Origin of the sequence: Myxococcus llanfairpwllgwyngyllgogerychwyrndrobwllllantysiliogogogochensis (genome assembly GCF_006636215.1) — a bacterium.
Lineage (GTDB): Bacteria > Myxococcota > Myxococcia > Myxococcales > Myxococcaceae > Myxococcus > Myxococcus llanfairpwllgwyngyllgogerychwyrndrobwllllantysiliogogogochensis.
Window position 1 is genome coordinate 1 of the sequence record NZ_VIFM01000073.1, and the last position, 18617, is coordinate 18617.

15 protein-coding genes are annotated in these 18617 nt (G+C 67.4%); 8 read left to right on the plus strand and 7 right to left on the minus strand.

What is annotated here, in order from left to right:
- Positions 1–329 (plus strand): hypothetical protein (locus tag FJV41_RS19530; protein WP_246137288.1); only part of this gene is annotated, 329 nt, incomplete at its 5' end.
- Between the two features lie 49 nt (positions 330–378).
- On the opposite strand, the gene FJV41_RS19535 is transcribed toward FJV41_RS19530, so the two are convergent.
- Positions 379–1995 carry an endonuclease/exonuclease/phosphatase family protein gene (locus tag FJV41_RS19535; protein ID WP_141644022.1) on the minus strand — a complete coding sequence of 539 codons (1617 nt, stop codon included), beginning with the start codon at positions 1993–1995 and terminating at the stop codon, positions 379–381.
- Between the two features lie 215 nt (positions 1996–2210).
- Between FJV41_RS19535 and FJV41_RS19540 the strand changes: the two genes are divergently transcribed.
- The 7 genes from FJV41_RS19540 (at position 2211) to FJV41_RS19570 (ending at position 11051) form a co-directional block, all read left to right on the plus strand.
- Positions 2211–2924 carry a Mut7-C RNAse domain-containing protein gene (locus tag FJV41_RS19540; protein WP_141644023.1) on the plus strand — a complete coding sequence of 238 codons (714 nt, stop codon included), beginning with the start codon at positions 2211–2213 and terminating at the stop codon, positions 2922–2924.
- A gap of 233 nt (positions 2925–3157) precedes the next feature.
- Entirely contained in the window at positions 3158–3868 is a 711-nt protein-coding gene (locus FJV41_RS19545) for a hypothetical protein (protein ID WP_181790767.1), read from the plus strand.
- A gap of 24 nt (positions 3869–3892) precedes the next feature.
- Positions 3893–4363 (plus strand): c-type cytochrome, encoded by a 471-nt coding sequence (locus FJV41_RS19550; RefSeq protein WP_141644024.1) that lies wholly within the window; start codon positions 3893–3895, stop codon positions 4361–4363.
- Entirely contained in the window at positions 4363–8685 is a 4323-nt protein-coding gene (locus tag FJV41_RS19555) for a DUF4114 domain-containing protein (protein WP_141644025.1), read from the plus strand. The genes FJV41_RS19550 and FJV41_RS19555 overlap by 1 nt, the downstream gene beginning before the upstream one ends.
- Positions 8682–9212, plus strand: a complete 531-nt coding sequence (locus FJV41_RS19560) for a type IV pilus modification PilV family protein (protein WP_141644026.1) — start codon at positions 8682–8684, stop codon at positions 9210–9212. Before FJV41_RS19555 ends, FJV41_RS19560 begins: the two co-directional genes overlap by 4 nt.
- Positions 9209–10390 carry a PilW family protein gene (locus FJV41_RS19565; RefSeq protein WP_141644027.1) on the plus strand — a complete coding sequence of 394 codons (1182 nt, stop codon included), beginning with the start codon at positions 9209–9211 and terminating at the stop codon, positions 10388–10390. The genes FJV41_RS19560 and FJV41_RS19565 overlap by 4 nt, the downstream gene beginning before the upstream one ends.
- Position 10391: 1 nt before the next feature.
- Positions 10392–11051, plus strand: coding sequence for a pilus assembly FimT family protein (locus FJV41_RS19570; RefSeq protein WP_141644028.1), 660 nt, complete (start codon positions 10392–10394; stop codon positions 11049–11051).
- Between the two features lie 126 nt (positions 11052–11177).
- On the opposite strand, the gene ileS is transcribed toward FJV41_RS19570, so the two are convergent.
- The 6 genes from ileS to FJV41_RS19600 are packed head-to-tail and all read right to left on the minus strand — an operon-like array spanning position 11178 to position 18537.
- Complete coding sequence (gene ileS, locus FJV41_RS19575; protein WP_141644029.1) at positions 11178–14078, minus strand: isoleucine--tRNA ligase; 2901 nt, start codon at positions 14076–14078, stop codon at positions 11178–11180.
- 35 nt (positions 14079–14113) lie between these two features.
- A complete protein-coding gene (locus FJV41_RS19580; protein ID WP_141644030.1) occupies positions 14114–14806 on the minus strand; it encodes a hypothetical protein in 693 nt (230 codons plus the stop codon).
- The gene (locus FJV41_RS19585; RefSeq protein WP_141644031.1) at positions 14807–15118 is read right to left on the minus strand and encodes a hypothetical protein; all 312 of its coding nucleotides are present in this window, start codon (positions 15116–15118) and stop codon (positions 14807–14809) included.
- Between the two features lies 1 nt (position 15119).
- Positions 15120–16148, minus strand: a complete 1029-nt coding sequence (locus FJV41_RS19590) for a pilus assembly protein (RefSeq protein WP_141644032.1) — start codon at positions 16146–16148, stop codon at positions 15120–15122.
- The gene (locus FJV41_RS19595; protein ID WP_141644033.1) at positions 16148–17803 is read right to left on the minus strand and encodes a TadE/TadG family type IV pilus assembly protein; all 1656 of its coding nucleotides are present in this window, start codon (positions 17801–17803) and stop codon (positions 16148–16150) included. Before FJV41_RS19595 ends, FJV41_RS19590 begins: the two co-directional genes overlap by 1 nt.
- Positions 17800–18537, minus strand: a complete 738-nt coding sequence (locus FJV41_RS19600) for a TadE/TadG family type IV pilus assembly protein (protein ID WP_246137289.1) — start codon at positions 18535–18537, stop codon at positions 17800–17802. The genes FJV41_RS19595 and FJV41_RS19600 overlap by 4 nt, the downstream gene beginning before the upstream one ends.
- Between the last annotated feature and the right edge of the window lie 80 nt (positions 18538–18617).

Sequence of the window (18617 nt, forward strand, 5' to 3'; positions counted from 1 at the left end):
CACCCGCCCCGACCCAGACGGCGAAGCCCGAGAAGCCGACGCTGATGGGGCGCTTCAAGACGCTGATGCTGGAGTACGGCCCGCTGGCGCTGGTGACGAACTACGCCATCTTCGGCCTGGTGCTGGTGGGCTTCTATTTCGCCATCAAGCTGGGCTTCCAGCCGTCGAGCGCTGGCGAGCAGGCGGGCTCGTGGGCGGCGGCCTACGCGGCCTCGCAGGTGGTGAAGCCCTTGCGACTGGCGGCGGTGTTCGTGCTCACGCCGCTCATCGCGCGCATCCCACCGGTGGCGCGCTTCATCGAGCGCAACAAACACAAGTGGAGCTTCTGAGCGCACGCGGCGACCCGAGCCTGGGCCGCCGCGCGCGAACGTCACCGACTCAGAAGGCGGGGACGCGGAAGTCCTTGATGATGCCCATGTGCTGCATGCCGGAGGCGGCGCTGTCTCCGGCCTGCACCGGCGCGATTTCCGACAGCGGCGTGTAGACGCGGCTGTCGAGCACCAGTCCACCCGGGAAGGTGCTGGAGCCGATGACGGTGGACTGGCGGTACTGGTTCAGGTCCGCGTCCACCAGGACGTGGTCATACGGCTTGCCCCGGCTGAAGTTGGTGTTGACGTTGCCGTTCTTGTCGGCCGGATACGGCGAACTGGTGACGACCACGCCCGCGAACGTGGAGAAGCAGGACTCCGAGCGGCTGTCGGTGTTGAGGTCGCCACCGATGACCAGGTAGTCGCTCTCCGGGATTTGCGCCCGGATGTAGTTGACGATGAGGTTCGCCTCGTTGTTGCGAGCGCCCGAGCCCGAGGTGAGCAGGTGCACGCTCACCGCCCAGAGGTCCTTGGGACCGGGGATGTCGATGCGCGCCCACGCGAAGTCACGGTTGGAGACCTGCGTGTCGTTCCACTCACCCGACTGGATGATGGGCCAGCGGCTGATGATGCCGTTGGGGATCTGCGCGCCTTCCTCCCGGTAGTAATGGAAGCCGCTGCCCACCGCGTTCACCAACGAGCTGATGTCCGCCACGGAGTCGGTCCGGTAGTTGAACTCCTGGATGAGCACCACGTCGGGGTCCACGCCCTGCATCAAGCGGATGCCGTGGCCCGGGTCGTAGTCCTGCCCGTTCCCGCTGGAGATGTTCGCCGCCATGATGCGGATGTTCGTGTAGGTCCCCGTCCCCGTGCCGGCGTCAGTGCTCGTGCCCGCGTCGGTGCTCGTGCCCGCGTCGGTGCCAGGACCCGGACCGGCGTCGATCTCGGTGCCCGCGTCGATCTCAGTGCCCGCATCAATCTCGGTGCCCGCATCAATCTCGGTGCCCGCATCAATCTCGGTGCCCGCATCAATCTCGGTGCCAGCGTCGGTCCCAGGACCAGGACCCGCATCAATCGCAGTGCCCGCGTCGATCTCGGTGCCAGCGTCGGTCCCGGGGCCAGGACCCGCGTCAATCTCAGTGCCCGCGTCGACCACCGTGCCAGCGTCAATCTCAGTGCCCGCGTCGACCACCGTGCCGGGACCCGCGTCGACCTCGGTACCAGGGCCCGCGTCGACCTCGATGTCGCCACCGTCCAGCGTGGACCCACCACCGTCGTCGCCCGACGAGCCGCCGTCGGTCTCCTCTCCACCGTCTCCGCCATCCCCCGCGCCCGCGTCATCCCCCGCATCCGGGGTCGCCTCGCAGACCTCGCTGGGCAGACAGAAGGTCGTCTCGCCGCCGTCGCGCTCCTCGCCCGTGGGGCAGCACGCCGCCTCCTCCTGACCACACACGGCCTGCGGTCCACACGGGCGCACGCAGATGGCTCGGTCATAGAACGGGACGTAGCGGCACTCCTCGCCCTCGCCACAGGCACTCGCCCCTCGCTGCGGATCACACTGAACCCACAGCACCCCGCCATCCTCCAGGGGCAGCGGCGTCTTCGGTGGATCCGAGTCACCACAGGCCAGAGCGAGAATCGTGAGCGAAACCGCCGCACACGCGAGGTAGGAAAAAGTCTTCTTCATGCGCTCGGGCCTGCTTCCATGATGACGATTCAAGGGGTGTCGACCGCCAGCACCGGCATGCGGACGGGCGCGGGAGTATAGGAGACGACCCGGGCGTCAGTCCTGCGACTTACCGCCAAATCGTACATTTACAGCGGTGAAAATCAGGTGACGAACCTCTCCCAATCCTCTCGGCCGAGACGTCGGGACCGTCGCGGCGGAATCAAGAGCACCCGGTGGTGACTGTTCGACTCCATGGCCGACTGAAGGACTTCCTCTCGCCGGAGAAGCGCGCGCAGGAGACGCTGCAGGTGACGCCCTTGGGCTCGCCCTCGGTCAAGGACCTCATCGAGTCACTCGGACCGCCTCATCCCGAAGTGGACGGGGTGCGCGTCAACGCGGAGCCCGTGGGCTTCGCGCATCGGGTGGCGCCGGGCTCGTTCGTGGAGGCGTGGCCGGCCCTCCAGCCCGTGGAAGGAATGCCCCGCTTCGTCCTCGACGTGGGCCTGGGCCGGCTGTCCGGCTTCCTTCGGATGCTCGGCTTCGACACCCTGTGGCGCAACGACTTCGCGGACGACGAGCTCGCGCGGATTTCGAGCACCGAGCACCGCGTCGTGCTGACCCGCGACATCGGCGTGCTCAAGCGAGGTGAAGTCGTGCTCGGCTACTTCCCTCGCGCGGCGGACCCCGTGGAGCAGTTGGTGGAAGTGGTGCGTCGCTATGGGCTTGGAGCCCGGATGAAACCGTTCTCCCGGTGCATCGCCTGCAACGCAAACCTGAGTCCCGCCGAACCTCACGAGGTGACGGGCCGTGTGCCCGAAGGTGTCGCGGAACGTCACTCGCACTTCCAGCAATGTCCCGACTGCCGCCGGGTTTTCTGGGCCGGCTCGCACCAGGAGCGCATGCAGGCCCTGGTGGACCGTCTGCGCGCACTCGAATCCGAGCGCTGATCCACGCCCAGGCCACCACACGCCTGGGAACTCCCGCAGTGAAGCCCGCACCTCGCAAAAACATGTGCCCTCGCACTTTTTGCGAGGTCGCTAATGACCCAAAACTCCTGGTGAAAAACCCTTACCACAAGGATTTCAGTGGGTTGCGGGCTTCCCGCCACGGGCACGTGAGTTGCTGAGTTGGCGACACTTCCGTCGCTTTCCCCCAAGCGGCGCGCACAGGAGTCCGTGAGATGGCGCACCGAAACCTACCCCGAAGCCGAGCGAGCGGAGGCTTCACCCTGCTTGTCGCGCTTGGCGTCGTCGTGGTGGTGACGATGGCGGTGATGCTGAGCTACCGGGTGGTGGGCCGCGAGGCGGACACCCAGGCGGATGCGCGCCGGCAGAAGGAGGCGTTCTTCGCGGCGGAGGCGGGGCTGGCGGAGGGTCGCGAGGCCATGCGCCTGCGGCTGGGCACCAACGAGACCTACAGCAACGTGCTCGCGGGCCTCAACGGCGCCATCGTCGCGGACATTGGAATCGCGGGCGCCACTCCCGCCTGGCGGGAACTGCTGCCAGGAGCGGGCGCGGGTAACTGGAACTACCTGAGCCTGACGCCGGCCACCATGCCCGAGACGGAGAAGGCCAGCGAGGGAGGCGATCCGTACATGGACTACCCCGAGCAGCGCAACATCCGCTACCGCGTCTTCGTGCGTGATGACAACGACAACGGGGACGAAACCGACGACGAAAATGGTCAGGTGTGGATTGCCGCCGTCGGCGAGGTGGTGAGCCCCCAGGGTCGTCCCACGCGCTCCATCGTCCAGGCGCTCATCACCAACCAGAACTCCCCGGCCACCAACGGCCCCGGCTGCACCAGCCGCGGCTGCGGCCCGGACAACACCTTCAACAACACGCAGGACCAATCCTCTCCCGACACTACCGTCGTGCGGACCATCCCCTAGAACCCGCCGTCCCACGAGCTCCCAATGAAACACATTCCTCTCCTCGCGCTCCTGCTGCTGCCGGGCCTCGCCGGCGCCGACGACGCGGGCAAGAACGCCTTCAACAAGGTCTGCTCGGGCTGCCACACCCTCAATCCGCCCGCTTCGCAGCAAAAGCAGTTCGCCAAGACAGGCGCGCCCAGCCCCCAGCGTCAGAAGGAAGAGCGCCGGTTCGAGCTGGGTGAGCTCGTGCATAACCGCACGCCGGAACAACTCCGTGCCTGGCTCACGGCCCCCAGTCAGGTCCAGAAGAACACCCGCTGCGACACCCGGGGCATCACGCCTTCCGAGGTGGAGCAGGTTCATGCCTACCTGCTGCTCAGCGCCCGGCCTCCTCCTCCGTCGCGTGACGAGTTGCTGCGTCAGCAGCTCCAGGAAGATCTCGCCAGCCGCCGCGCGAAGAAGCGCCCGACGACTCCTTCGTCTTCGTCCCGCCCAGCCCAGGGGAAGAAGTAATGCATACCCTCATCCAATCCCTTGCAGTCCTTCTCGTGCTGGCCACGTCCTCCGCGCTGGCCCAGCAGGCCACCAACCTGTGTGAGTCCCACCTGGACCAGGACCGACAGGCCGGCTTCAAGGGCCCTGGGTCGGGCTACGGCTCCATGAGCGGCGGGACGAACCCCAACAAGGACCCCATCCTCATCCGCAACCCAGGGACCACGAACGCATACCTGCAGCTCAACACCAACCAGGTCGAGCTCAACGCCGAGCAAATCGCCTTCCCCTTCGACCAGCGCGTCACCATCAGCTACGTGTTCGAGTCAGCAGGCGCCTCGCACGCGCTGGGCTACCTGTACCTGGATGACGCAATCAACGAGGGCTACGTAAACGCCGCTGGCGACCTGCTGGACGCCAACGCGAACGGCATCCTCGACCTGCACGAGGCCCTCTTCAACGTCCAGTCCACCGACTCGGCGGACAAGTATGTTGGCCCTCGCACCGGCGGTGGCAACCCCGACCGGCGCTGCACGACGACCTTCACCGACCTGAGCGGCAAGACCTACTACGAGCCCGAAATCGCCATGAGGGCGGACTGCCTGGCCACGTATGCGCACCTCACCGGCGCGAACCGCATCGCTGATGCCCGTCCCGGCCAGACAGGGAACCTGATGACCACGGAGGCGGTGGGCAGGCTGCATGGCAACGGCAACGCGGCCGCCGATGACTATTCCGACAAGGGGTTGTTCCCGCGCATCCCGAATCTGCTGGAGCCCAAGGACGTGGCCAACGGCGGCGAGGGCATCGGGCAGATGGTCTTCCTGCTCGCCGACGACGACAACGGACTGACCACCTACGGCAACCTCGCTCCCGTGACCGACATCGAGCCGAACGGCGACGACGGCGTCCCGGACTACGACGTGTCCAGGTATGACAACCGGGGCGTCGTCCGCGGCACCAACCCCGACCCCGGGCTGACCACCAACGACCGCACCGTGGACCTGGGCGAAATCAAGGGCGGACGGGAACTCGTCTTCTTCCTGGTCGTCTACTACTCCTCGGGCCACTCCCCGGGTCCTAATGGGAACGGCACCGTCTTCCCCTGCCTCAAGCAGGATGCGAACGGCAAGTGCCTTCTCCACCTGCGCTCGCCCATCTCCGTCTTCTTCTCCAAGGCCGCCTGGAACCTGGACCAGAACGGCGAGGACAACAACGTGGTGGCCGCGCGCAACATCGGCTGTCCGTACGAGGCGGGCTGCAACCGGGACAATCCCGATGGGGACCCCGACGACGCGTGCTCGGTGGCAGGAGCCACGCCGCCCCAGCGACTGTGCGGTTGGCTGGACGGACCGAAGACGCAGGTTGGCACCAGCCTCCACCGATTGCGGACGGAGGCCACCTACAACTTCCTGGACATGCCCATGGAGCGCGTGGTGGTGACGCGACCGTCAGGCACGACGCGCAACCCCATGCCCCACGTCATCGTGGGCGCGCCCTCGACAGACCGTTACCGCTGGATTCTGGGGTTCGAGGACATCCCCGGAGGTGGTGACCGCGACTTCAACGACGTGGTGTTCGTCATCAACAAGGTGAACGGAGGCGTCGTCAACTCGGGTGACATGTCCGGAGGAAACACGACTGATGGAGACATCTCGCCCCAGTTCGCCGAGGACTTCCTCATCACTCGAGTGCGCTTCACGCGCGAGGACGACGTGCTTCCCGCTCCGCCCCGGTCCTCTCCCAGCTGCCGCACGGTCGGCACGTCGTGCTGGACCGAGAAAAGCGCGAATGCCTGCTCGCGCCCCAACTCCCCACCTCCCACCATCCAGTACTCCATCGCGGTGGACTGCAACATCTGCACGAGCGGCGCCAATGCGACGTGCACCCCGAACCTCACTCCACAGTGGATTCCGGTGCAGTTCGACACCCCGACACAGCGGACGAAGGAGCTGGACATGTTGGAGCTGGGCTTCACCGGCTCGCAACTGTGCTGGAAGGTGAACATCACCAGTCCCAACGAAGACTGCGTGCCCGTCATCAACAACGTCAACGTGGGCTATCAGGCCGTGCGCGCGGGCAGCTATTCGCGCTCCTCGCCGTCCACGGTGGGCAATGCCATTGTCTGGGGTGTGAACGAGACCCCCGGCAAGGCCTGGGGAAAGAACTGGCCGGGTGATGGGCTGCCCGAGGCCGCCGTCCGCGCGTACGATGGCCGCAAGGACTTTTCGGTGCGCGGCCGGCTGTACTTCCGTTCGCTCTACGACCCGGAGGTTCCGACAGTGACGAAGGTCGTCCAGCGCTGGGACGCTGGCCGGGTGATGGCCATGTCCTTCCGCGGCTCCGACAATCCACTCAACCGCACGCTCATCACGATGGCCAGCAACGGCGACCGCACCACCATCAGCGACCAACTGGACGACGACGCGAGCACCAGCCCCCTCTTCCCGGACTCGCTCTGCGACGTCTACGCCAACGGGCGCTACGTCTACGACCTGAACTTCGACGACAAGTGCGGCACCCCCTCCATCACCCTTCCCCTGTCGAAGCGCATCACCGACGAGACCAACGACCGCAACTTCCTGCGCGAGTGGATCTACGGTTGGGAAGACCGCCACGGCCCGGGGCCGTCCAACGTGAAGCGCCCCTGGGCGATGGGCGGCATCAACCTGTCCACCGTCGCTATCGCGGTGCCGCCGTATCTGGACACCTGGTTCCAGAACGCGCGGGCGTCTGAGCGTGACGACTACCGGCGCAACTTCATGGAGCGTCTCAAGAACCGCCCCACCCTGGCCTACGTGGGCACGATGAATGGATTCCTGCACGCGTTCGAGTCGGGCGAGTTCCGGAACTCGGCGGAAGACGAGTGTGCTGACGGCTTTCAGCTGCGGGGCTACTTCAATCCCACGGGCGCGGCCTGCGTCGACCCCGTCACCCCGCGTAATTACGGCTCGGGTGAGGAGAAGTTCGCCTACCTGCCGCGCCTGCTGCTCAACCGCTACATCAACAACTACGTTCAGCACGTGAGCCTGGCCAACCCGCCGAGGCCGCAGATGGATGCCTCGCCCACCATCGCCAACGTGGACTTCGGGATTCCGGGCCAGCCCGCGTGGACCCCCCGGACCATCGAGTCGAAGACCGAAGGAGCCAAGACGGTGCTCGTCTCCGCGTCCGGCCGCAACAGCCCGGCCGTCTTCGCGCTCGACATCACCAACCCGGACGCCACCTACTTCCCGACACCGCTGTGGGAGTTCAACCTGGCCGACTCCACCATTCTCAACTTCTTCACCAACGCGGCGAACAACAATGCGGCCGTGCAGCTCCCGGACGGCACGGGTTCGCGCCACGCGCCCTCCGTGGCGCGGCTGAGCTGGGGGTCCGGCACCGAAGGCGTGTGGACCGCCATCGTCGGCACCGACTACAACCCCTCGGCGAGCCGCGCCGGTGCGCTCTATCTGCTCAACATGAAGACCGGCCAGCCGCTCAACTTCGGCAACGGCGCCAGCGGCCAGTATGCCGGTGTCATCACCCTGGATGACGGCTCTGGCGTCGCTGCGGAGAGCGCGCTGGTGGACCTGAACCGGGATGGCAACTACGACGTCATCTACGTGCCAACCACGGCGGGCAATGTGTACCGCATCAACCTGGAGGACATCTCCACGGCCCGGCGCGCGGGTCGAAAGGTCGAGACGTGCAAGGTGGCCAGCGCGTCGGTGGCGGCCACCGACGACACGTCGGCGAACAACCCCGCCAACACGGCCCACTTCCAGCAGATCTATTCCAACATCGCGGTGAGGGTGGTGCGAGACGCCGCGGAGCCAGTGGTGCGCTTCTATTTCGGCACCGCCGACAACCCGGATGAATACGGAGACGGACCGGCGAACAAGGCCGGCTACCGCTACCACCTGATGGCCTTCGAGGACACGGACCCGGACGGCTCCGAGGCGTGCGAGCTGCTCGAGCCCCTGTGGATGGAGCCGCTGGACCCCGGTCAGGCCGTGTGGGGCGGCGTGTCGCTCAGCGGAGACAAGGTGTACGCCACCACCGCCGTGGGCGCGTCCGCGGACCTGTGCAACCTGAGCGAGACGGACAGCGGAAAGTTCTATCAAGCGTCGCAGGTACCCGACGCGAACGGAGAGGTGGGCCTGGCCGGCACCTCCCTGGAAGGCCATGGCGTGAGCGCGCCGGTGGTGCATGACCAACATCTGTTCGTCCTGACCGCCACCGGTCAGATGAAGATGGTTGGCGACGACAAGTGGAACAACGGCGCGGCGAACCCGGGCGCCACGCGCTCGCGCATCCTCGTGTATGACCCGATTCCGGACGGGAGGCTGCCGCGATGAGGTACGGGCTGTCACGCGCCTCCCGGGGCGTCACGCTCCTGGAGGTGATGGCGACGATGGCGGTGATGTTGTTGGGCGTGGCGGCGGTGATGACGCTGGTGACTCACATCAGCACCTCCAACCGCCGCACTCTTACTGCCACCCAGGCGCAGCTCATCGCCGAGCGCAGGCTGGAGAACATCGCCTCCATGGGGTGCTCGGCGGAGCCGCCCTGCTCCAATCTGGCGGGGCTGGACAACCAGCGCACGAAGATGTGGCAGACAGCCCAGGGGGACCTGCTGACGGTCGCACCCGCCGCGGGCGTGGTGGCGCGCGAGTACGAGGTGGCGGTGGACGTCGACTACAGCAGGGTCCCGGGCTCCATCGAAGGGGGCTCCCGGGGCTCTCCGGATATCGCGCGCGACCTGGTCCCGGGTCAGGCGGGCTCGATTGGAAACCTGGTCAACGTGCGCGTCTCCGTGAGCTGGCTCGAGCCGGGGCGCACGGGGCGACAGGTGGTGGTCATGCAGACAAGGGTGGCACCATGAGCAGGGATGAATCCCGGGGCTTCACGCTCCTGGAGGTGATGATTGCCAGCGCGCTGGGAGTCGTCGTGCTGGGCATCGGGCTGGTGGCGGGGATGCAGATGCAGCGGCGCGCCGTCTTCGAGGAACAGACGATGGTCGCGCAGGTCACCGGGCGCGCGGTGAAGGAGCTGCTCGCCGGAGACGTGACACGCGCGGGCCTGGGCATGGGCAACGCGCCCATCACCTTCTCCGAGGGCGACAATCGCTTCGCCATCCAAGTGTGGGACGAGCCAGACATGCAGGTCGCGCTCGCGCCGGTCTTCACGGCGGACCCCACCTTCCGGCTTCCGCCCGCGGGCACGCCCTATGCCGACATGCGCTCGGATGTGCTGCAGCTCTACTGGGGCGACCCTCGCTCCCTCGTCGTCATGGCGCCGTGTGGTGGTGGGTCGGGCCCCATTCGAGAGGGCAACTCCTCCACGTTCTGCACGGGGGACAATCCGCCCACCAACCTGCAACCACCGGCCGGGCAACGGACGCCAGCCATCCTCGTGAACCCGACGGGCAACGTCGCGTGTCACATCCAGGTCACCCAGGTGCAGCAGGCGGCCGACCGCATCAACGCCAACCCCGGTAACAACAACAACGCCATCAACACGGGCCCCTGCAGTGACCAAACCAGCGACATCTGGAAGAGCGATGGGTGGCTCGTCATGCGCACGGTGGGGGCCGCCTACCGGGTGAACTGGGCGGGCAACATCCCCACGCTCGAGTACCTTGCGCCAGGGACCGCGACGTGGGTGGCGGTCAGCCGCGATGTGGAGCAGATGAAGATTCGTCAGGCCGTCATCGACCTGGCGGCACCGAACGCGGCCTACCGCTGGTTCCCGGATGCCGCCGCCGCCCGGCCCACCATCGAGGCGTGTACGTTGGCCGCTGGCGCTTTGTGCCAGGCGGACTCCGGCCCGCCGGGCAATGCCCCCGCATCCGACACGGAGCTGCGCAGCCTGCTGCGGCAGCGGGTGCGCGCGGTCGAAATCTCGCTCGTCATCCGCACACGGCGCTCGGACCAGAACCTCGTGAAGCCCAACGAGACGGAGGAGAACTTCCCGTTGGATGGCTTCAAGCGGCGGACCTTCACCTTCCAGGTGGCGCCGAGAAACTTCGTGTCAGCGGGCTTGCTGCCCGCGGGGATGTGAGATGCGTACGCGGGGAATGACGTTGCTGGAGTTGATGACAGCGCTGGCCGTGGTGGCCCTGATGCTGTCCATGGCCCTGGTGGGCATTCAACGGCCCATCGAGGGGCAGCGCGAGGCGGCGGCCACCCGGGAGCTGTGGTCCTCCGCGCTCCGCGCCCGGCAACGGGCGCTGGCCACCAACCAGCCCGTGCGTTTCGTGGTGGAGCCGAACGTGACGCTGCCAGACGGCAGCCAGCGGACGGTGGCACGCTGGGAGCGACTGAAGTGCGAAAACGACTGGGACAACAACACGTGCCCCGTGGCCGCGTGTGTGAACACCACCTGCCGCGCCAACTCCGACTGCTGCGACGAAGTGGGGCCGGACATCGTCATCCCGGAGACGATGAGCGCGCAGGCGATTCACGGCCTCTGCTACCTGCCTGGCGTGGGCCGCGCGGTGAAGCCCGTGGCCCCCGCGACACTGCTAGGCTGCATGCAGGGACAGCTCGACAACGCGGCCGCGCTGACGGCTGCGGCACCGGGCAACCTCCGTTTCACCTTCACCTCCGGTCGCGCGCGCAGCCTGCTCATGGTGGAGCCGCTGACGGGGCTGGCGAACGTCCTCGACTGCGACTCCAAGCTGGCCGACGACCGCCCCGTTGCCGAGTGCGCGGCCCTCTGAACCCCCTCAACGCCACGGACTCAGGCCCGTTTCCCTCGAAACCTCGCGGGCCCTGCTGACGCGGAAGACACGACGGGCTCGCACCTCGTAAGAGCTGCGAGCCCGTGGACGTTCCGGACAGGTGGCCTACGGGGCCAGCGCCTCGCGGCACTTGAGGCACACGTCGCCGCCCTGCCCCACCGCTTCCGAGTACGTCCAGCAGCGCGGGCACTTGTGGCCCAGCGCCGGCTTCACCTCGGCCAGCACCTTCACGCCTTCACCGAACACACGCGTCACGTCCAGCGACATCGCGTCGATGCCCTCCGCGTCCACCAGCTCCACCTGGCTGGTGATGAAGAGGCCGGGCAGCTCATCCAGGTGCGCCTTCAGGAACTCCCGCACCGGAGCCGACGCCATCAACAGCACCCGCGCCTCCAGCGACGCGCCAATCCGCTTCTCGCGCCGAGCCGCCTCCAGCACGCCCTGCACCGCCTCGCGCAACGCGAACAGCTTCGCGTAGCGCTCCGCCAGCGCGGGCTCCAGCTTCGCGCGCGCCTCCGGGAAGCCCGCCAGGAACACGCTCTCCGTCGCCTTGCCGGGCAGGAAGCCCCACGCCTCCTCGGCGGTGAAGCTCATCACCGGCGACAGGAGCCGCAGCAGCACGGAGGCCACCTCGTGCAGCACCGTCTGCGCACCCCGCCGCGCCTTCCCATCCGTGCGCCACGTGTAGAGGCGGTCCTTCAGGATGTCGAAGTACACCGCCGACAAGTCACCAGCGCAGAAGTCCACCACCGTCGCGTAGACGAGGTGGAACTCGTAGTCCTCGTACGCCTGCTTCACGCGCGTGACGACTTCCGACAACCGGCCCAGCGCCCACTGGTCCAGCGGCAGCAGCTCCGCGTACGGCACCGTATGCAGCGCCGGGTCGAAGTCATACAGGTTGCTCAGCGCGTAGCGCACCGTGTTGCGAATCTTCCGGTAGCCCTCCGACAGGCCCTTGAGAATCTGGTCCGACAGGCGCACGTCGTTGCGGTAGTCGCTCGCCGCCACCCACAGGCGCAGCACCTCCGCGCCGTACTGCTGGATGATCTTCTCCGGCGCCACCACGTTGCCCAGGCTCTTCGACATCTTCTCGCCCTTGCCGTCCACCACGAAGCCGTGCGTGAGGCACGCCTTGTAGGGCGACATGTCGCGAGTCCCCACCGCCACCAACATGGACGAGTGGAACCAGCCCCGGTGCTGGTCGCTGCCCTCCAGGAAGAGGTCCGCCGGAATCCGCTGACGGCGCTCCAACACCGCGGAGAACATGCACGCCGAGTCGAACCACACGTCGAGGATGTCCGTCTCGCGGCGGAACTCCCCGTGCCCACAGCGCGAGCACTTGAAGCCCTCGGGCAGGAAGTCCTTCACCGGCGTGCGGTACCACACGCCCACGCCTTCCTTCTCGACCTGGGCCGCGACTTTCTCCATCAGCTCCGGCGACACGAGCGACTCGTCACAGCCCTCGCAGTACGCGATGCAGATGGGCACGCCCCACGTGCGCTGACGGCTGATGGTCCAGTCCGGCCGCGTCTCCAGCATGCCCCGGATGCGGCTGTGCCCCCACGAGGGCACCCACTCCACCTTGTCCACCTCCGCCAGCACCTCCTGGCGGAACGTCTTCTCCCCGTGGAACGGCACGTCCATGGGGATGAACCACTGGTACGTCGCGCTCAGGATGATGGGGTTGTGGCAGCGCCAGCAGTGCGGATAGCTGTGCGCCACCGTGTCCTTCGCGTCGTTCAGCAACGCGCCCTTCTCCACCAGGACGGCGATGACGAGCGGGTTCGCCTCGAACACGCGCTTGCCCGTGAGCGCCTCGCCCACCGTGTCGTCGTAGCGGCCGTCCGGGCGCACCGGGTTGTAGATGTCCAACCCGTAGCGCAGGCCGACCTCGTAGTCCTCCTGGCCATGCCCCGGCGCCGTGTGCACCAGGCCCGTACCGGCATCCAGTGTCACGTGCTCGCCCAGGACGATGCGGCCCCGGCGCTCGTAGAACGGGTGCTGGTACGTCAGGTGCTCCAAATCCTGGCCCTGCGCGTACGCGAGGATGCGCGACGGGTCCACCAGCGCCGCCGCGGACACCTCGCCGCCCGGCAACTCCACGTGCTTCACCGCCAGCTCGTCCGACTTCACCTCCGCCAGCACCTTGGGCAACAGGTCCTTGGCCACGCAGATGACGCGCGAGCCGAGCTGGTAGAACACGTACTCCAGCTCCGGATTGACGGAGATGGCCAGGTTGGCCGGCAGCGTCCACGGCGTCGTCGTCCAGATGGCGAAGGCGACGTCCTTGCCCTTCAGCGCGGGCACCCGCTCGGCGATTTCAGGGCCGGCCGCGAAGGCCACGTACACGGACGGGGACTCGTGCTCCTCGTACTCAACTTCCGCCTCCGCCAGCGCCGTCTGGTCATACAGACACCAGTACACGGGCTTCTTGCGGCGGTAGAGCATGCCCCGGCGCGCGAAGACGGCCAGCTCACGGATTTCCTGCGCCTCGTACGCGAAGTCGAGCGTCTTGTAGGGCGCGTCCCACGAGCCGAACACACCCAGCCGCTGGAACTCCGCCTTCTGGATGTCGATGAACTCCAGCGCGTACGCGCGGCACTGCTCCAGGAAGGCGTCGCGCGACAGGGTGCGCTTGTCCACCTTCTTGTCCTTCAGCCGCTTCTCGACGGCCTGCTCAATCGGCAGGCCATGCGTGTCCCAGCCCGGGATGAAGTCGCACCGGCGGCCCACCTGGTTGCGGTACTTCACCACGATGTCCTTGAGGACCTTGTTGAGCGCGTGGCCGGCGTGGAGGTGGCCGTTGGCGTAGGGCGGGCCGTCCGGCAGCACGAAGGGCTCACCCGCCGCGTTCTTCTCCAGAATCTTTCCCCAGATGCCCCGCTCCGCCCACCAGCCGAGCATCCGTGGCTCGAGCTGCGCCAGGTTCCCCTTCATCGGGAACTCCGTGCGCGGCAGGTTGACCGAGTCCTTGAAGTCCTTGTCCTGGGAGGGCGTGTCGCTCATGTCGACAGCGCCCGTAACACGCTCGGTTCAGCGCTTCAATCACCCGCGGGCTTCGCGTCCTCGGGAGAAACGGTGCGCCGCACGATGATGACGGCCAGCCTGCCATCCTTGGCCGGGGTCAGCTTGAGCTGCATCTCATCCTGACTGGAGCGATACACCCGGGGCTCGACTTCCTCGAAGCCCGCCTGGGTCAGCTCGTTGCGGTAGAAGACCTCCACGTCCGCCGCCTTCGCGCTCACCGAGTAGACGAGCGTCCGCGCCCCCTCCATGTCCGTCTGCATCATCCCCACGCCCCCGGGATAGATGGGCGCGACGTTGGACTGCGGACGCGGCCCCTGTGACAGGTCCGCCTGTCCCAGGAACACCGTCGTCGTCCCGTCTGGATTGGGCTGGAGGATGGCCGTGTAGGAGACGAAGGCGCGCGTGTCGATGGCGGTAATCATCGGCTCGCGCAACAGCTGCGGCTGCCGCGACTCCGGCGGGACGTGCAGCCCCCACGACAGGAAGCGGTCCACCAGCGCCTGGAGGATGTCCTCCGGCCGCGCCTTGCTGCGCACCGCGCTGAGCTTCACCGGGACGCCGCTGGAGAGCACCGGCTGCGTCACCTCCACCACGCCCACCACGCCAGGCACCTCCCACTTGAAGGGCGTGCGCTGGGCGGCTGCCTGTCCGGCGGACAGCAGCCCCCACACCAGCAGACCCCAGGCTCCGCTCCTCACGCGCGCCATCTAACGGACCCGTCCGCTCTTGCCCTTGCGGGGCGACTCCAGGCCCTCCGGGTCCACGCAGCGCTCCGCGCACTCGTTGAACTTCTTGTCCTGCTTCTCCTGACAGCGGAGGGCGCAGGACTGGAAGGGCCCGGGCTTCGTGGGGTCGTCCGAGGGCGAGGGACACCGGTCCATGCACGAGCGCATGGTGGCGTCGGCCTTGGTGGTGCACTCCATGCTGCACTGGTTGCCATCCGCCAACGCCAGCTGAGCCATGAGCACGGCGCCCAGGCCCAGCATCCAGCGCCCACCCGAGAGGGACACGCGCGTCATCTCAATCACAGTCCTTTCCCAGGAAGCAGCCGCCATTGCCGAAGCGCTCCAGGTGAGCCGCGCCATACGGGAACGTGGTGACGCCGATGATGGAGCCCGGCGTCGTGGGCCATATGCGGGAGATGGGGTCCATGAGGGGCGGGGCCTGGATGAAGTTGACGACGTCCTCACCCGCCGCGCTCATCCAGAAGGTCTTCTCCATCATGCCCAGGCCCACCATGGCGAGCGCCGTGGGAGGCAGCGGGTTCCAGAACAGCGTGGCCTGCGCCAGGTTGCTCGCGGCGGTGGGGATGGGCAGCGTCGTCGGCGCGTAGGTGGACCACACCGCCGCGTGCATGGGCGCGTTCGTGCAGGGGATGAGCTGGTCCTGCATCAAGATGTTGCAGGTGGCCGACTCCAGCGGGCCCGCGAGCCCCCAGTCATCCACGAGCATGGAGAAGCGGCCGTTGCAGGTGCCGCCCACCGCGCGGCCCACCGCGCAGACCCGGAGGTTGGTGAGGGAGTTGTCCAGGTTTTGCTTCTGGTAGAGCGCGCCGTCCGAGGGGCCGTCAAGGAACGAGCTGGGAAAGCGCCAGGTGCTCAGCGTGGCCTGGGCGCCGCACGCCGTGCCGCCGTTGTCCCGGTAGACGAGCCGGGTGGGAATCGCGCCCGTCCAGCCCACGCCCACGTCCATGCCGCAGCGCACCTGCATGCCGGTGCCCTGCGTGAATACCTGGGTGATGCGGCCGGCGCCCGGAGCGGAGGACAGGCCCTTGAAGTCCGAGTAGCGCGCCTCGGCGTTCGCGGCGGCATCCCGCATGGAGTCCTCCGCGTCGTCATACGAGACGGGGATGGTGTGCATCTCCCCGTGCGTGCCATCCCACAGCGCGGAGACCGCGGCCTCCTGCACCTTCAGCGACAGGAAGCCCACCTCCGCGAAGTGGATGCCGAAGGCGATGATGGTGACGAACAGCGTGGTGCCGATGGCCGCTTCGAGCAGGGCCTGGCCCCGAGCGTTCCGGCGCTGACGACGAGAGCGGCGCGGTGTCATCACTGAAGCCCCTTGAAGCCCGCGTTGCGCAGCTCCTGGAAGGTCTGCGCCGCGACGGGCGAGCTGATTCCCAACGTCCCGATGGCGTCGCGCACGCCATTGTTGTCGATGTCCGCGCCCACGAGCGTGGCGCGCCAGTACGGATTGAGCAGGTTGGGCGGCTCGCTCCAGTGGTGGAAGCCCAGGCTCTCACCGCGGTGGTAGTAGGCGATGCCCGTGGACAGCGCCGTCTGCGTGCTGTTGGGCGTGCCATCCGCCAGGTTGAAGCTGGTCGCGTCGTACACGTTGCCCGCGCTTCCGGACTCGAAGCGGTAGCGGAAGGACAGGTCCCACGGGTCCAGCTTGCGCGCCATCAAGTCTCTCTGGACGACGGCGAAGTTCTTCGGCTGGCCGTAGTTGTTGCCCTCGCCGTTGAGCAGCAGCGTGAGGTTGTAGTCCAGGAACGGCGGCCAGATGCCAGGGCACGACGAGGGCCCACCCAGGCAGGGCGCCAGCATGTGATTGAAGGGGCCACCGGCATCAGCACCGCCCGTCCACCTGTGCTCGGGCCGGGGCATGAAGCCCCCCGACGACACCAGGGACGCCGTGGTCGACTGGGTCCCCGCGACGCTCGCGGGACAGGCGACGGGGTTTCCGCCATGCAGCAGGTGGTTGTACATCCAGCCGATGCGGCCCTGCTCATCTCCCGTGAGCGCGGGAGCATAGGGAGGCAGCAGCGGCACCTTCCGCCCCGGCTTGCCGAAGTACGTCGTCCCGTTGGTGGTGGGCAGCACCGTCACATCGTCCGGAAGCCAGATGACGAAGTCCAGGTTGGCCTGGTGCGCGGTGTAGTCCCCCAGTCGCCACTGGCGGTGGGTGACGAAGTGGAAGCCGCGGCTGCCCATGGCCGCGTTGACGGCGTGCGCGACGGTGAGCGGCAAATCACAGACGGCGCCGTCGTCCGTGCAGGCGATGCCGCCACTCAGCTCGCCCTCGTTGACGCCGCCGATGTCGGGCACCCTCCAGGCGGAGTCCCCCACGAACTTCCCCGGACCCTCGATGTTGCGCAGAATCCTGTTCGTGAAGTGCTGGCTCCCCAGGGCGTCGCGCAGGTCGCGGTAGTTGTCCTGCTGCGCGACGTAGAACGCTCCCTGCGCGATTTGGTGCGCGAGAATCTGGAGGTTCACCATGAAGTCCATGGACTGGAACACGGCCTCCACGCGCGCCTGCTCGATGCGCAATTGCGTCTGGAGCATCCCCAGGTCGGACACGCCCTGGCGCCCGCAGCGGCACTTCTCCCGACACCACGAGCTCTTCGCGGCGCAGGGACAGCCGGTGGCCATGGCCAGCTGGTAGGGCTTCTTGCCAATGCCGAAGCCCGTGTTGGCCGCGTTGAGCTGCGCGCGGTAGAGGCTGGCCCAGCTCACCAGGCTGGTGGCGCCCGCCTGCGCCACCGCGTGGCCAATCTGCGCGCGGTTCATCACCGCGATGTTGTTGAAGGTGCGCGCGGTGGCCACCGCGTTGGAGTAGGCCGCCGCGTCCGCCACCGTCTGCAGTTCGATGCGCTCACGCACCTTCATGGAGAAGGAGAGCGTCATGGTGACCATGAGCACCATCAACAAGGTGCCCAGCACGAACAGCACCAGCGTCTGACCGCGAGACAGGGAGCGCTTCATCGGGGGCAGTCCATGGTGGCGAAGTGGCGCCGCTTGGCGGGCGTCAGCATCCGCATGGTGAAGCTGGTTTCAATGGGGAAGACGTACTCCTCGCGAGCCACCCGCGAGGCCAGCTCGGAGCGGATGTCACCCGCCAGGTTGAGCGGCGTGGAGAACTCCCCCGCGTTCCAGTTGGCGTTGCGCTCCGCGGGCATCAGCGGATTGGCGGCCGTGTAGTCCTGGATGCCCATCTGCGCCATGAACATGCGCGACATCACCCAGTTCGCGAACGGGATGCGCATCGGGTACCAGTAGATGAGCTGCACCTCCAGCCGCCGCAGGTGCCCCGGGTCGTCGAACGCGCGGTCCTGCGGGCCGTCGATACCGCCCCCCACCAGCGCCCGGTTGATCCACACGATGCCGCCGGTGTGCACGCCGTCCAGGCCGCTCCGGTAGCGGTTGTCCCGGCGCGCGCCGAAGGCCGCCGCCAGCTTCGCCGGCGCGCCACCCCCGCCACCATGCCGCACCTCGTCGGTGGCGCTCGACATGCCCAGGAACGAGTGGAACGAGGGCAGCAGCGCGAGGATGGCCGCGTGGGTCATCCGCTCGCACTCGCCATGCGCCACGCTTCCCGCCCGGGTCGCCTGGAACGCCGCGTACTGCGCCAGCACGCGCGCCTGCAACATCAGGAACAACTGCAACGTGCCCAGCAACAGGAACACCACCAGCGGCAGGGTGATTGCCGCCTCCACCATGGCTTGTCCTGACTGGCCAACATTCCTTCGAGGGTAGGAATTCATGGCAGCACGCATGTTCCAGGGATTTACCCCCCAGA

Bases quoted from the DNA above. Each gene is read 5' to 3' on its own strand.
- FJV41_RS19535 (WP_141644022.1), bottom strand. From the start codon at position 1,995: ATGAAGAAGACTTTTTCCTACCTCGCGTGTGCGGCGGTTTCGCTCACG.
- FJV41_RS19545 (WP_181790767.1), top strand. From the start codon at position 3,158: ATGGCGCACCGAAACCTACCCCGAAGCCGAGCGAGCGGAGGCTTCACC.
- FJV41_RS19550 (WP_141644024.1), top strand. From the start codon at position 3,893: ATGAAACACATTCCTCTCCTCGCGCTCCTGCTGCTGCCGGGCCTCGCC.
- FJV41_RS19555 (WP_141644025.1), top strand. From the start codon at position 4,363: ATGCATACCCTCATCCAATCCCTTGCAGTCCTTCTCGTGCTGGCCACG.
- FJV41_RS19560 (WP_141644026.1), top strand. From the start codon at position 8,682: ATGAGGTACGGGCTGTCACGCGCCTCCCGGGGCGTCACGCTCCTGGAG.
- FJV41_RS19565 (WP_141644027.1), top strand. From the start codon at position 9,209: ATGAGCAGGGATGAATCCCGGGGCTTCACGCTCCTGGAGGTGATGATT.
- FJV41_RS19570 (WP_141644028.1), top strand. From the start codon at position 10,392: ATGCGTACGCGGGGAATGACGTTGCTGGAGTTGATGACAGCGCTGGCC.
- ileS (WP_141644029.1), bottom strand. From the start codon at position 14,078: ATGAGCGACACGCCCTCCCAGGACAAGGACTTCAAGGACTCGGTCAAC.
- FJV41_RS19580 (WP_141644030.1), bottom strand. From the start codon at position 14,806: ATGGCGCGCGTGAGGAGCGGAGCCTGGGGTCTGCTGGTGTGGGGGCTG.
- FJV41_RS19585 (WP_141644031.1), bottom strand. From the start codon at position 15,118: ATGACGCGCGTGTCCCTCTCGGGTGGGCGCTGGATGCTGGGCCTGGGC.
- FJV41_RS19590 (WP_141644032.1), bottom strand. From the start codon at position 16,148: ATGACACCGCGCCGCTCTCGTCGTCAGCGCCGGAACGCTCGGGGCCAG.
- FJV41_RS19595 (WP_141644033.1), bottom strand. From the start codon at position 17,803: ATGAAGCGCTCCCTGTCTCGCGGTCAGACGCTGGTGCTGTTCGTGCTG.
- FJV41_RS19600 (WP_246137289.1), bottom strand. From the start codon at position 18,537: ATGGTGGAGGCGGCAATCACCCTGCCGCTGGTGGTGTTCCTGTTGCTG.